Source organism: Yoonia sp. F2084L, from assembly GCF_023015625.1.
GTDB lineage: Bacteria > Pseudomonadota > Alphaproteobacteria > Rhodobacterales > Rhodobacteraceae > Yoonia.
In genome coordinates this window covers 500,782-514,286 of the sequence record NZ_JALKAH010000001.1, presented here as the reverse complement: position 1 = coordinate 514,286, position 13,505 = coordinate 500,782, and the positions used below count along the sequence as shown (strand labels likewise).

The 13,505-nt window shown below is 57.5% G+C and carries 13 protein-coding genes; 6 read left to right on the top strand and 7 right to left on the bottom strand.

Annotated features, from left to right (window positions below; all coding sequences use genetic code 11):
* Positions 1-5: 5 nt before the first annotated feature.
* The 4 genes from MWU60_RS02515 to dusB form a co-directional block, all read right to left on the bottom strand.
* Positions 6-2,240 (bottom strand): PAS domain-containing sensor histidine kinase, encoded by a 2,235-nt coding sequence (locus MWU60_RS02515; protein ID WP_247225467.1) that lies wholly within the window; start codon positions 2,238-2,240, stop codon positions 6-8.
* Between the two features lie 118 nt (positions 2,241-2,358).
* Positions 2,359-3,732, bottom strand: a complete 1,374-nt coding sequence (locus MWU60_RS02510; protein ID WP_247225466.1) for a response regulator — start codon at positions 3,730-3,732, stop codon at positions 2,359-2,361.
* The gene (locus tag MWU60_RS02505; RefSeq protein ID WP_247225465.1) at positions 3,732-4,808 is read right to left on the bottom strand and encodes an ATP-binding protein; all 1,077 of its coding nucleotides are present in this window, start codon (positions 4,806-4,808) and stop codon (positions 3,732-3,734) included. The genes MWU60_RS02510 and MWU60_RS02505 overlap by 1 nt, the downstream gene beginning before the upstream one ends.
* Positions 4,805-5,794: a tRNA dihydrouridine synthase DusB gene (dusB, locus tag MWU60_RS02500; RefSeq protein ID WP_247225464.1), complete on the bottom strand. Its 990-nt coding sequence runs from the start codon at positions 5,792-5,794 to the stop codon at positions 4,805-4,807. The genes MWU60_RS02505 and dusB overlap by 4 nt, the downstream gene beginning before the upstream one ends.
* Before the next feature lie 197 nt (positions 5,795-5,991).
* Between dusB and MWU60_RS02495 the strand changes: the two genes are divergently transcribed.
* The 4 genes from MWU60_RS02495 to MWU60_RS02480 all read left to right on the top strand — a co-directional run bounded on the left by MWU60_RS02495 (position 5,992) and on the right by MWU60_RS02480 (position 9,413).
* Positions 5,992-7,125: a bifunctional 2-C-methyl-D-erythritol 4-phosphate cytidylyltransferase/2-C-methyl-D-erythritol 2,4-cyclodiphosphate synthase gene (locus MWU60_RS02495; RefSeq protein ID WP_247226156.1), complete on the top strand. Its 1,134-nt coding sequence runs from the start codon at positions 5,992-5,994 to the stop codon at positions 7,123-7,125.
* Positions 7,122-7,610 carry a phosphatidylglycerophosphatase A gene (locus MWU60_RS02490; RefSeq protein ID WP_247225463.1) on the top strand — a complete coding sequence of 163 codons (489 nt, stop codon included), beginning with the start codon at positions 7,122-7,124 and terminating at the stop codon, positions 7,608-7,610. The genes MWU60_RS02495 and MWU60_RS02490 overlap by 4 nt, the downstream gene beginning before the upstream one ends.
* Entirely contained in the window at positions 7,607-8,089 is a 483-nt protein-coding gene (locus MWU60_RS02485) for a CinA family protein (protein ID WP_247225462.1), read from the top strand. The genes MWU60_RS02490 and MWU60_RS02485 overlap by 4 nt, the downstream gene beginning before the upstream one ends.
* Before the next feature lie 142 nt (positions 8,090-8,231).
* A complete protein-coding gene (locus MWU60_RS02480) occupies positions 8,232-9,413 on the top strand; it encodes an ammonium transporter (protein WP_247225461.1) in 1,182 nt (393 codons plus the stop codon).
* A 115-nt stretch (positions 9,414-9,528) separates the two neighbouring features.
* On the opposite strand, the gene MWU60_RS02475 is transcribed toward MWU60_RS02480, so the two are convergent.
* Entirely contained in the window at positions 9,529-9,972 is a 444-nt protein-coding gene (locus MWU60_RS02475; protein WP_247226155.1) for a type II toxin-antitoxin system RatA family toxin, read from the bottom strand.
* Between the two features lie 85 nt (positions 9,973-10,057).
* Between MWU60_RS02475 and hpt the strand changes: the two genes are divergently transcribed.
* Positions 10,058-10,603: a hypoxanthine phosphoribosyltransferase gene (gene hpt, locus MWU60_RS02470; protein WP_247225460.1), complete on the top strand. Its 546-nt coding sequence runs from the start codon at positions 10,058-10,060 to the stop codon at positions 10,601-10,603.
* Positions 10,604-10,769: 166 nt separating this feature from the next.
* On the opposite strand, the gene lipA is transcribed toward hpt, so the two are convergent.
* Both lipA and MWU60_RS02460 read right to left on the bottom strand, forming a co-directional pair.
* Complete coding sequence (lipA, locus tag MWU60_RS02465) at positions 10,770-11,729, bottom strand: lipoyl synthase (protein ID WP_247225459.1); 960 nt, start codon at positions 11,727-11,729, stop codon at positions 10,770-10,772.
* Positions 11,730-11,835: 106 nt separating this feature from the next.
* Positions 11,836-12,957 carry a DUF6456 domain-containing protein gene (locus MWU60_RS02460; RefSeq protein WP_247225458.1) on the bottom strand — a complete coding sequence of 374 codons (1,122 nt, stop codon included), beginning with the start codon at positions 12,955-12,957 and terminating at the stop codon, positions 11,836-11,838.
* Between the two features lie 250 nt (positions 12,958-13,207).
* Here MWU60_RS02460 and MWU60_RS02455 point away from each other — a divergent pair, with 250 nt between their 5' ends.
* Entirely contained in the window at positions 13,208-13,504 is a 297-nt protein-coding gene (locus tag MWU60_RS02455) for a DUF6477 family protein (RefSeq protein WP_247225457.1), read from the top strand.
* The last annotated feature ends 1 nt before the right edge of the window (position 13,505 follow it).

Sequence of the window (13,505 nt, the reverse complement as noted above, 5' to 3'; positions counted from 1 at the left end):
TTACCTCATGCTGGAATTTTTGGTGCCCGGGCGGCTTGCGTCGCGGCAGGCAATTGGATGATGGCGCAGGCCCCGGCGTGGTCGTAGCCTGCGAAAGGGGCGGCATCGGTCAGGATGAGCGTACCGCCGTGTTCTTCGACAATTTTCTTGACGATGGGCAGGCCAAGGCCGGTCCCTTCGCCACGTGTTGTGACATACGGCTCAAACAACCGCGCGCGGTCCTCAGGCAAGCCAATCCCATTGTCCGAGATTTTAATCGTCACGCTTTGTGGATCATAAGACAGACGCAGTTGGATTTCGGGCCGGTAACCCTCTGGCGCGTGACGTTTGATATAGGTTTCCGTCGCCTCGCCCGCGTTCTTTAACAGATTGGTCAAAGCCTGCCCAATCATCGTGTCATCCATATCCACCAACACGGCTTCATCAGGGATGCTAGCGGCGAAATGCACCTCGGGCTGACCGACGATCTGCAATGACAGCGCGTCATGCACCAGTTGCGTCAGATCATTCAGGTGCAGCTCTGGTTCGGGCATCCGCGCGAACTTGGAAAACTCATCAACAATGCGGCGTAAGTCATTGGTTTGACGTACAATAACATCCGTCATCTGTTCAAGCTTATCAGAGTCATGCCCCACCTGAGAGTGAAACTTGCGCTTGATCCTTTCTGCCGACAATTGGATCGGGGTCAGCGGGTTCTTGATCTCATGCGCGATCCGGCGCGCCACATCACCCCATGCGGCCATCCGTTGCGCGCTGACCAGATCGGTCACATCATCAAAGGCGACAACATAGCCTTCCAGCGTCCCATCCACGTTGCGGCGTTGCGCCATACGCACCAGCAAACTTTCCTGCTGGCCTTTGCGGATCAGATTAATCTGTTCCTGCACACTTTCATTGTCAGATTCGCAGACCTTACCAAAGAGATCTGCAAACTCTGGGATTGCGACCGAAATAGCGGTTTCTTCGGGGTGTGCGCCGACAGACAGCAAACCACGGGCTGATGGGTTCACAAAGGTCACGCGCCCCCCGGCATCAAGCCCGACAACGCCCGACGTCACGGAGGAAAGCACAGAGTCAAACAGGCGCCCGCGCCGCTCGGTTGCCTTGTTGGTTTCAATCAGCTGATCACGCTGCCCTTTCAGGCGGCTGGTCATCTGGTTAAAGTAATGACCGAGTTGCGAAATCTCATCTTCGCCATCGTCCTCGATCACACGCACATCCAGATCGCCAGAGCCGACACGCTGCGAGGCCGAAACCAAGCGCCCCACGGGGCGCGACAGCCGTTCAGCAAACCATAACCCGCCCCAGATGGCACCAAGGATCAAGACAACCGCAAAGCCAAGGTAAAGCAGGCCAAATTGAAACAGAAGTTGCCCGCGTTCATTTTGCAACTCCTCATACTGCGCCACTGTTTCGGTGGTGTCATCCAACAAAGACAACACGTTACCATCCACCGGACGCGTCACATAAAGGTAACGATCCCGAAACGCCGTCAAAGGGATCAGTGCGCGAAATTCGTTGTTGGCAAAGTCCTGAATGATCGCCAGACCGTTTTGTTCCGCCCGCGTGAAATCCGCGGGCGACGGTCGTTCATATCCAAATTCATATGACCTGAGCCCGCGGGCCGCAATCGTTCCCAACCCGTCGATCACAAAGGCCTCGGTCAGGCCGCGTTCAATCCGCGCCTGCACGCCGCCCAACACCCGGCGCAACTCACCATCATCCATGAACAGATTGGCCTGCCGTTGCCGGTTCAAAAAGCTGGCCAAACTGCGCCCGTCGCGCGTCAGTTCGCGCCGGTGTTCCTCTTCATAGGCCTGTGCTGTCGTCAGTGAGGTCCGCAGAACATTCCCTACCGGTTCTGAAAACAAACCATCCAGTGCGATTGAGATCAGCGTGACCGAGAACACTGCGACCAGAACGATTGGCACCAAGGCTGATAGTGCAAAAACACCCGTCAGGCGCAGGCTAAGCTGTGATCCGGCAGATTTGGCCCGGCGCGCTGAGACCATTCGCGCCACAAGCCGCATCACCAACGCCGCCACGATCAGGACATAGATCAGGTCCATCAGCAGAACCAAACGCAGTGATGTCGATGATGCGCCCCGATCCAACGGACCGACCACGATATAAGTCAGCAACGCCAGCACAGGTGCGGCCAACACAAGGCCCATCGTGAACGCACTTTGCACATGCCGCTGGCGAAACCAGCGGTTCAATCGCGTTACATCTAGTCCCATGAGGGTACGCCGCACGCGCAAAGCCCTGTTATTGTGGTGAGGTTGCCCTCACGATACCGCCAATCGCTGTGGTTTTTCTGCTACGCTGACGTAGCAGTGCCACGGTTCTGTTGCGGTTTTACATCAACTTACGGCGGCGTGTCACGCGGATATCGAGGTCTGTGATCTTCTTGCGCAGCGTATTGCGATTTATCCCAAGTAAATCAGCGCATTTCGCCTGATTTCCACCTGTCGCATCCAGTGCAATTTCGATCAATGGGCCCTCAACCTCTTTGAGGATTCGATTATAGAGGCCCGGCGGTGGCAAAACACCCCCGTGCAGATCAAAGTAACGGCGCAGGTGCTTGCCAACGCTGGCGCTGAGTTTTTCGCCCTCGCCACCGGATCGCAAAGGCTCAATCGCGGGCTGATTGCCCAGCACCATTTCGACCTCAGGTCGCGTGATTTCTTCTTCCGCGGCGGTAAAGACCAGACGACGCACCGCATTTTCCAACTGCCGCACGTTGCCCGGCCAGCTGTAGGCACGCACCAGATCAAGGGCCGCATCACCAAAGCGGCGCAATGGTGCGCCCTCTCGTTCGGCCCGCGCCAGGAAGTGCGCGGCCAACAGCGGAATATCATCGACGCGTTCGCGCAAAGACGGCACATCAACCGTCACGCCGCCCAGCCGGTAAAACAGATCTTCGCGGAACTCACCGTCTTCCATCCGCGCCATCAGATCAGATTGTGACGTCGCCATGATGCGCGGCGCATTGTCACCAAGACTATCAAGCATCCGCACGATCCGCGCCTGCGCCTGCTCGGACAGATCACTGACCTCATCAAACAGGATCGACCCGCCCTTGGCACGGCTTAGCACGGTTGAGGGTCCGTCCATCCCTTCCAGATCGGGCGCTGAAACCACGATAAACGGCAAACTGCGCCGATCCGAAAAGTCATGGACAGCGCGTGCGATCAGCGATTTGCCTGTGCCGCTTTCACCCGTGATCAATACCGGCAATTGCGTATTCATGACCCGCGCAACCAAACGATAGAGTGATTGCATCACAGGGGTGCGCCCGACAAGCGGCAGATCACCACCCTGCTCTGTCGCATTGATATCCGGGGTCCGTGTGACCGGTGCCCGGCGTTTCACCTCAAGCGCGCGCGCCGCACGTTTCATCAGATCAGGTAAATCAAATGGCTTGGGAAGGTAGTCGTACGCGTCGGCTTCTGCGGCCTGAATGGCCGTCATGATCGTGTTTTGCGCGGAAATCACGATCACAGGCAAACCGGGGCGCGCCTCGGCGATGCTTGGCAACTGTTCAAGCCCGTTCCCGTCCGGCATAACCACATCAGAGATAACAAGATCGCCCTTGCCCTCATCCACCCAACGCATCAGCGTCACAAGCGAAGATGTGGCATGCACCTTGCACCCGGCACGGGTCAGCGCCTGGGTCAATACCGTTCGGATCGTGCGGTCATCATCGGCAACAAGTACGGTCCCGTCCATCAATCTTCTCCTGTTTCATAGTCTTTCGGCACGACCGGCAGTGACAGTCGAAACACCGTGCGTCCCGGTACACTGTCCACTGATATCCAGCCCCCGGCATCGCCGATCAGCTTGGACACCAAGGCCAATCCGAGCCCGGTGCCATTTTCCTTGCCTGACACGAAGGGTTCGAAAATGTCGTCTGCGATCTCGCGCGGCAGGCCGGGACCATCATCAATAATCTCAACCTGCAAAGGCAGACGCGCATGCGTTCCGTCCGAGCGATGAACCCTGAGAGACGTGTCATAGAACGTGTGCAAGCGGATTGTTCCAGCATCTTTGCTGGCCTCGGACGCATTCTTCAAAAGGTTGAGGAACACCTGCAATAGCTGATCACCGTCTGCCAGCGTTTGCGGCAAGGACGGATCATAGTCTTCGACAAACAGCATATGCGCACCAAAGCCCACGGCCGCAGATTGGCGCGCGCGGTCAAGGATATCGTGGATATTGACCGGCTTCAGCACTGGTTTGCGCAGATTGCCGAATTGCTCGACCTGCTCAAGCAGTTTGACGATCCGGCGGCTTTCCTCGACGATCAAATCAGTCATTTCCTGATCATCCGGGCTTAGCCCCATCGACAACAATTGGGCCGCCCCTGTAATCCCCGCCAGCGGGTTCTTGATCTCATGCGCCAGCATTTCGGCCATGCCGATCGCGGACTTCGCGGCTTTGCCTGACGAGTGGTTCTGGTTGATCCGGCTTGCAATCTCGCGCGGGCTGATCATCACGATCATCGTGTCATCTGTGCCCTGCAACGGCGCAAACTGGATGTTGCACAACATCGGCGCGCGTTCACCGCTGCCGACATCGACGTCATTCACGAAAAGCGACGTGCGGTTTTCACGCGCGCGGCTGAACGGCGCCTCCAACGGCGCATCAATCATAACCTTTTCCCACAGCTTTTCGCCGACCAACGCCTTGGACGACAGGTTCAGAAAGCTCTCTGCCGCCGGATTGCTCATGGTGATGACGTCGTCGCCGTCCAGCATCAGGGACGGCACCGGCAAGGATGACCAAAGCGCCTGTCCCAAAATCATGCCGCCACCTGCATGTTCAAAGCGTCAGGCAGGTCCCGCAGAACGTCCCGCGGGTTGGCGTGTGTCAGGATCGCTTTGCGCAGTGCAGGCCCTGTGCCCGCATCATCCATGTACCAACCCAGATGCTTGCGCGACACTTTGCGGCCCAATTCGGCCCCGTAAAAAGACAGCATCGCCTCATAATGGAGGCAAACCATGTCGATAAGTCCTGCCCCTTGCGGGATCATCGGGGCGGCGGTGCCATGCAATGCCGCTGACACCTGCGCCAGCACCCAAGGCCGCCCTTGCGCGCCGCGACCGATCATAACGCCATCAGCGCCTGACAGTGCCAAGGCCTGCCGCGCCGTTTTTGCATCCACGATGTCGCCATTCGCGATGACGGGTATGGTCACCGCATCCTTGATCCGATGGATCGCGGCCCAATCAGCCGAACCTTTGTAGAACTGACAACGGGTGCGTCCGTGGATCGTGACCAGCTTGATACCCGCATCCTCAGCCCGTTTCGCCACATCCGCAGCGTTTAGGCTGTCATCATCCCAACCAAGCCGTGTTTTCAGCGTCACTGGCACATCAACGGCATCAACAACCGCTTCAATCAGGCTTAGCGCGTGATCAGGCGTGCGCAACAAAGCAGAGCCGGAATAGCCGTTCGTCACCTTCTTGGCAGGGCAGCCCATATTGATGTCGATGATCGCGGCACCGTTGCCGGCAGCCATGCGCGCGGCCTCTGCCATCCAATAGGCCTCGCGTCCGGCGATCTGCACCGCTGTCCCGGCCTGATCATAGCCAAGTTCGGCCCGTTCGCGCACGCCCGGTTTGGCTTGCACCATTTCCTGACTTGCGACCATTTCGCTGACAACCCAGCCCGCGCCAAACGACGCCACCAACTGCCGAAACGGCAGGTCTGTGATGCCGGCCAAAGGGGCAAGTGCGACCGGTGGCGTCAAAACCACATCGTCAAGAACCAAGGATTCGGTTTGTGCCAAAGGAATAATCGTTCGCTTAACTGTTATGCGCTCTCAATGATTTAGGGCCAAACCATCCCTGTCTCAACGAAACACCGGGGTTTCACTCCCGATTAATCAGCATTTGCCTAATTATTGTGCAGTATGCCCGATAAACTGACGAATTGCGTCGCGCCGCGCGGCACCCTACACCTGTGACAAATGACAACGGACCCGAAATGACAACAGCGGCGATCATTGTCGCCGCCGGGCGTGGAACACGCGCTGGTGGTGATATTCCTAAACAATGGCAAGCACTTGGCGGCTTGCCCGTGGCGGCCCACGCGATGACGCGTTTTGCGGCACACCCTGCAATCACGCAGCTTATTCTGGTACTGCACCCTGATGATATCGAAACCGATCTTTGGCCGCGCGAGCCAGCAGCAACCGTAGTTGCTGGCGGCGCAACCCGCGCGGCATCGGTGCAGGCGGGGCTGAATGCGGTCGCCGACGGGGTCGTCACTGTTCTGATCCACGACGCGGCCCGCCCCTTGGTAAGCACTGCGCTGATTGATCGGGTGCTTGATGCGCTTAAGACGCACACAGGGGCCGCCCCTGCCGTTGCGGTGACCGACACACTTTGGCAAGGAACGGCCGGGACGGTCGGTGGTGTGCAGGATCGTGAGGGCCTTTTTCGCGCCCAAACCCCGCAAGGCTTCCACCTCGCGCCGCTCGTCGCCGCGCATGCAGCCAGCACCGGGCAAGAAACCGATGATGTTGCAGTGGCGCGTGCAGCGGGACTGGACGTTGCTGTCGTGGCGGGCGATGAAGACAATATAAAAATCACGTCGCCCGCGGATTTTGCCCGGGCCGCCAAACTGATGGGACACACAATGGATATCCGCGTAGGCAATGGCTATGATGTGCACCGTTTTGGGCCGGGCGATCATGTGTGGCTTTGCGGCGTGCAAATCCCCCACACAAGCAGCCTGCTGGGGCATTCTGACGCCGATGTCGGTATGCATGCGGTGACGGATGCGATTTATGGCGCGCTGGGCAAAGGCGACATTGGCCAACACTTCCCACCCTCCGATCCTCAGTGGAAAGGGGCAGAAAGCCATATCTTCCTCAAGCATGCGGTGGACCTTGCCCAATCCGAGGGCTTCGGTATCAGCAACGTCGACTGCACGCTGGTTTGCGAGCACCCCAAGATCGGCCCGCATCAGGACGCCATGAAAGCCGTGATGGGCGCGTATATGGGCCTTGAAAGCGACCGAATTAGCGTCAAAGCGACGACGTCTGAAAAACTGGGCTTTACCGGCCGCGAAGAAGGCATTGCCTCTCTCGCCACAGTGACGTTGATCAAAGCATGACGCATCTGATCGCCACCTTCTTTTACGTGGGCCACATAAGGCCGGCCCCCGGCACATGGGGGTCACTGGCCGCCCTGCCCGCCGGTTGGCTGGTTTACACGCTCTTTGGCCCTTGGGGGCTCATCGGTGGGATCGTCTTGTCCTACGCTTTCGGCGTCTGGGCGACGGGTATCGAAACCAAAGGCAAGGACAATCACGACCCCTCAGAGATCGTGATTGATGAGGTCTGCGGCCAGTGGATCGCGCTATTACCGCTCGCTTTCGGCGCCGCCCGGCAGGATGTTGATATCCTCGCTCTTTGGCCCGGCTGGATCGCCGCCTTCGCCTTGTTCCGGCTTTTTGATATCACCAAATGGGGGCCGGTTGGTTGGGCAGACCGGCTGCATGGACCCACAGGTGTGATGCTGGATGATGTCATCGCGGGGGTCTTTGCAGCCATCGGCGTTGCCCTGCTCGCCGTACTGTATCACATCGTGCTGATATGAATGCAAAAACCCTTCTGAATAAGGCGAAAGCTAAGGCCGTCATGCTTGCTACCGCAGAAAGCTGCACCGGCGGCATGCTTAGCGCTGCAATCACCGATGTGCCGGGAAGTTCCGCGATCTTTGACCGAGCATTCGTGACTTACACCAATGCCGCCAAAATGCAGATGCTGGGCGTTCAGTCGACCACGCTTGATGCTTATGGTGCGGTATCCGAACAGGTCGCGGCAGAAATGGCGGCAGGCGCGCTGCGCAACTCCGACGCTGACATCGCTGTGGCCATCACCGGCATCGCTGGGCCAGGCGGGTCAGACCATAAGCCCGAAGGTCGGGTGTGTTTTGGCCTTGCAACAGGCGCAACTGTCACCACGGAAACGGTCGAGTTCGGGGCGCTGGGCCGTGATGCGGTACGCGCTGCGGCGCGGGATCATGGGCTTGCGCTATTTTTGAAAGCCGTCGATTCAATGACGCGCAATTCGTAGACATCTACGGTATTTTTCGCTGAATTATTAAGCACATCGCAAATCGCCCTCATTTTCAGCCATCCCTGTTGCGTTTGCACATTTAACAAGCAGCCCAAATCCGCCCTAACGCCCTTCACAAAAAGACCTGAAGGAGGGGACAATGAACGGAGCGGATACTGCGTGGATCATCGTGGCCACGGCGCTTGTTTTATTCATGACACTGCCGGGACTGGCGCTGTTTTACGGCGGGTTGGTGCGCGCACGCAACGTGCTGAGCGTGTTCATGCACTGCTACGCCATCGCCTGTTTGATGAGCCTGCTGTGGTTTGCCTTTGGCTATTCCATCGCATTTGGGTCCGGGACCAGCGGGTATTGGGGCGGCTTGGACAAGATGTTTCTGTCGGGGATCACCGCTGACACGCTGTCAGGCACCCTGCCCGAGGTGTTGTTCTTTGCATTCCAGATGACCTTTGCGATCATCACCCCTGCCCTGATCGTCGGTGCTTACGTCGAACGGATCGGGTTTGGCTTTGTGCTGCTGTTCTCTTCTTTGTGGATGCTGCTGTGCTATGCGCCAGTCGTTCACTGGGTATGGGGCGGTGGCATGCTTGCGGATGGCGGTATCTTTGGTGTTGTGGGCGTGCGCGACTTTGCAGGTGGGATCGTTGTGCATGAAACCGCAGGTCTTGCGGCACTCATCCTTGCGATCTTCCTTGGATCGCGTCGCGATCCATCGAAACCACCCCATAACCCCGGCATGGTCATGATTGGTGCCGCAATGCTGTGGGTTGGCTGGTTCGGCTTTAACGGTGGATCACAACTGGCGGCTGATGGCGGGGCGGCAATGGCGATTACGGTCACACATATCTCTGCCGCTGCCGCTTCGCTGACTTGGGCGTTGTGGGAACGCGTGAAGTTCGGCAAAGCATCCCTCGTTGGTATGGTGACAGGCACAATCGCGGGTCTGGCGTCGATCACGCCAGCGTCCGGCTTTGTTGGCCCGGTTGAAGCGCTGATCATCGGCTCTGTCGCGGGCATCCTGTGCCAAGAGGCGGTCAATCTGATCCGCACCACGTTCAAGATTGACGACACATTGGATGTCTTCGCGGTACACGGCGTCGGTGGCATCTTTGGCACCATCATGATCGCCGTCTTCGGGGCGGGCACTTGGGCGGCGCAGTTGGGTGGCCTTGTGATTGTCGGCATCTACACGATTGTTGTCACCATCGCGCTGATCTTTATCTGCAAGGCGGTGACGTCGTTGCGGGTGGATGATGAGACCGAGACCACAGGTTTGGACCTCGCTGTTCATGGTGAACGCGCCTACGAGTTCAACAGCTAAAACCGATGCGCCTTCCCCCGGCAAACCACGCTTCGGGGAAGGCCATATATTATCATCTTGCCTGAAAGACCCCGCCGGAGGCTCCGGCGACAGTGACCGGATGCGGCGTGAATGCTTATGCATAAAGTTCGTTTGCCCGCCGCTCGAACGACCGCACCACCCGCTGCATCGCTTCGTTAAAGAACATCCCCGCAGCCCCTTGCAACAAACGGCTGCGGAATTCGAAATCAACCTCGAATGATACCTCGCATCCGCCTTCCACATCCTTGAAGTTCCATTGGCTTTCCAGATGCCGGATCGGCCCATCCAGATACTCTGTGTCGATCTTCATGGCCTCCGGCCAAAGTGTGACACGGCTGCCAAATTTTTCGCGGAACACTTTGAAGGATATCACCAAATCGGCCAGCATTTCAGCGTGATCACCTTTGTCCGTGACACTGCGCACACGGGCTGCTGCCGTCCACGGTAGAAATTTCGGGTAGTTCGCCACATCTGCCACAAGGTCATACATTTGCTGGGCTGTATAAGGTAGAAACTTGGTCTCAAAATGACTTGGCATACCGGGGCTTTCACGGGTGACTTCGGCACAGGATGTCGTAAACTTGGCGGTGAAAATCAACCCATTTCCCCAAACTGAGGCCCCTATGCCGCACCAAGACTACGTGATCGACGAAATGATCAGCGCCAAAGCCATTGCCGCCCGGATCGAAGATTTGGCAAGAGAGATCCGCACTGAGTTCGCCGATACCGACAAACTTGTCGTTGTTGGCCTGTTGCGCGGATCCTTCGTGTTTATTGCCGATCTGGTGCGTGAACTGGACCTGCCCGTCGAGGTCGATTTTCTTGAGGCGTCATCTTACGGGGACGGCATGGAAAGCACACGAGAAGTGCGCATTCTCAAAGACTTACGCGGCCAGATCGAAGGGCGTGATGTGCTGATTGTCGAAGATATCGTCGATACAGGTCACACCCTTGCCCATGTCACCAAGTTTCTGGGGTCGCGCAAACCTGCACGCATGAAAACCATCGCTTTGCTGGATAAACCTGCGCGGCGCGAAGTGGATTTGAAGGCCGATTGGACCGGCTTTGAAATCCCTGATGAGTTTGTCGTGGGCTACGGGATTGATTTTGCGCAGCGCAACCGGAACCTGGGCTTTATCGGCAAAGTCCGATTTGTTGAAAAGGCATGAACCCGCGCTGGCTTCTCAGGGCAAAGCGATGGGCGCAAAACCCACCCTCACCTGCAAAGATCAGATTTGTGGCGGGCATTTTGCTGGTTTGCCTTGTTTTATTCGGCATTGAACGACTCTGGGGATGGCCAGAGTGGTTGACGCCGAACGATCTGCGGCGCGGACGCTAGGCCAGCCCCAGCTTCTTTTGGCGCGCCGCACGCAGCTGTGCGAAATCATCACCGGCATGGTAAGATGATCGGGTCAACGGTGTCGCCGAGACCATCAGGAAGCCCTTGTTATAGGCCGCCTTTTCATAGGTCTTGAACTCTTCCGGGGTCACAAACCGATCCACCTTATGGTGCTTTGGCGTTGGTTGCAGGTACTGACCAATCGTCAGAAAGTCGATGTCAGCGGCCCGCATGTCTTCCATGACTTGGGTGACGGCCTGTTTGTCCTCGCCCAATCCCACCATGATGCCGGATTTTGTAAACATTGTCGGATCAAGCTCTTTCACTCGCTGCAAAAGACGCAATGAATGGAAGTAACGCGCCCCCGGGCGCACCTCTGGATAAAGGCCCGGTACGGTTTCAAGATTGTGATTGAACACGTCAGGACGGGCTTCAACAACGACCTCTAATACTTTGGGATCACAGCGAATAAAATCAGGTGTCAGGATTTCGATGGTCGTATCGGGCGACTGGCGTCGTACCGCGCGAATGGTCTGGGCAAAGTGCTCTGCCCCGCCATCCTCGATATCATCGCGGTCCACGGATGTGATAACGACATGCTTCAGGCCCAGTTTTTTCACCGCATCCGCCACGCGGCCCGGTTCAAACACATCCAACGCCTCTGGCGGTTTGCCCGTCGCGATGTTGCAGAAGGTGCAGGCCCGCGTGCAAACCTCGCCCATGATCATCATTGTCGCATGGCCTTGTGACCAGCATTCGCCGACGTTGGGACAGCCTGCCTCTTCGCAGACCGTGACCAATTTATTGTCGCGCATGATATCGCGGGTTTTCTTATATCCTTCCGACACCGGCGCTTTTACCCTGATCCAATCCGGTTTCTTCGGCTGGGGTGCATCCGGGCGGCGCTGCTTTTCAGGGTGGCGCTGTGCAGGAATTTTCAGATCGCGTGTGGGCATATCAGGCTCCGGTCTTGTTGCCAGTTACCTAACGTCGCCCCCCGCATTTGTCCAATGTTCTGGGGTTAGCGCATGACGGGACTGCACCCCGTGCATGGCCGCGCGTTTACCCGATCATCGGCCCATAGCGTCCTTGCGTTTCTTCATAGTGGCGTTTGAGCCGCTGCAAGGCGATCCGCAACACGATCTTGCCGGACCGCGCCGACCAGCCCATTTTCTTTTCTGTCTGTTCTAACCCTTCCAGCAAACAGCAGCACCGTAGCACCACATCACCCAAGCCTGGCCCCAGTTCGGCCAAAGCATCCTTTATCCGGCCATGTGCTGCAACGGCCCCTTTGGGTCCGTCTTTCACGGCATCCAGCGTTTCGCCCGCCATGAAACCTTCCCATCCGTCATTGGCGCTCATGCCAACCTCGACCAATTCATAGTCTTCGCGCAAGCGCTCGCCCACGGCGACCAGATCGCGGGGCAGAAACGGTTTGCCATCGCGATCCTTGCGACGGGACAACCCCACCAATGGGCTTTCGGTGGCATAAGCGCGGTAGGTGGGACGATTGCCACCTTCGATTGCGGCAATGTCCCAACCGGCATCACCATCCGCATCAAGGCTGCGCTCGGCAAAGCCGCTGGCCCGGTTTTCGTCCTCGGCCGTCAGGCGGCGCAAGGCTGCGCGGCCAGTATTTGTGATGAAATAGCGTGCAATGCGCCCGTCCGGTTCGGGGCATGTGATCCAGTCTTTCAATGCCATCGCCTGCGCGATCTCGCGTTCCACAACACCGGTGCGCACCTGCTCGCCCTCAGGCGTGACACGCACCACCACGGCTGTTTCCATTTCGCGGGCGACAGCCAACACGGCACCTTGTTCGCATAAACGGCGCAATATCCGCTTTGCTTCCTGGTCAATCCGCGTTTGTGTCAAGCCGGCTGGCTGGTGAATTTCACTCTTTACGCACTGCATATTCATGGTCTTCATATTCCCCTTTTTTAAAATATCGCGCGCAGAGACCTGCGCAGACAACGCCCGCAATGCCGCATCAATCAGCGGATCATCGCGGCGTCCTTCAAAACGACGTACCTGCCGCAGAACCGTTGACGGGTGACAGTCGCTGGCCCGCGCAAGTGCGCGTATCGAAAGGCCAGTTTCTGTGTGAACAAGATAGTGGCGGGCTGCATCCGGAACCCAACGTGGGAGATCAGGCGAAGCAGTTCGCCCTTGTGGTGCTGTCATAGTAACTCATCCTTTTGCCGAAATAACCGAACGCATCAGGCAGCCTTCACATCCCCCCACGACATGACGAAATACTACCGGAGCGTGCATAGTTACTTAGTAGTTAACCGTACAATTTGCCCGTCAACCATTCTTTCCAAAAGATAAACAAGTCTAACCAGAGCGTTCTTATCTCATGGCGATTCCGCAACACCCGTCTGGGTTGTGTCATGTTGTGTCGACTCTTACTGATGTAATGGAACATTGACACATGCTTGATCTACACACGCGTATTGCCACCCTGAGCCGCCCAACCCTGCTGGCCCGCGCCGCCCGTTTTGGCGTTGATGACTATCGCCGCAGCATACATTTGCGGCGCATTCTGCAGTCCGACACCCTGCCCCGGCATGGTCACGCGATCATGCAATTGCTTGATATTGAAGCCGAGATTGACGCCTTGCGCACCGATCAGTCGGCCAACTATCGGCCTGCGCGCCATGTTGACGTTCTGATCGCAATACTGGGTGAGGCGCAGTTGATGCGCGCCACGGCCCCGCAATTGGTATGAG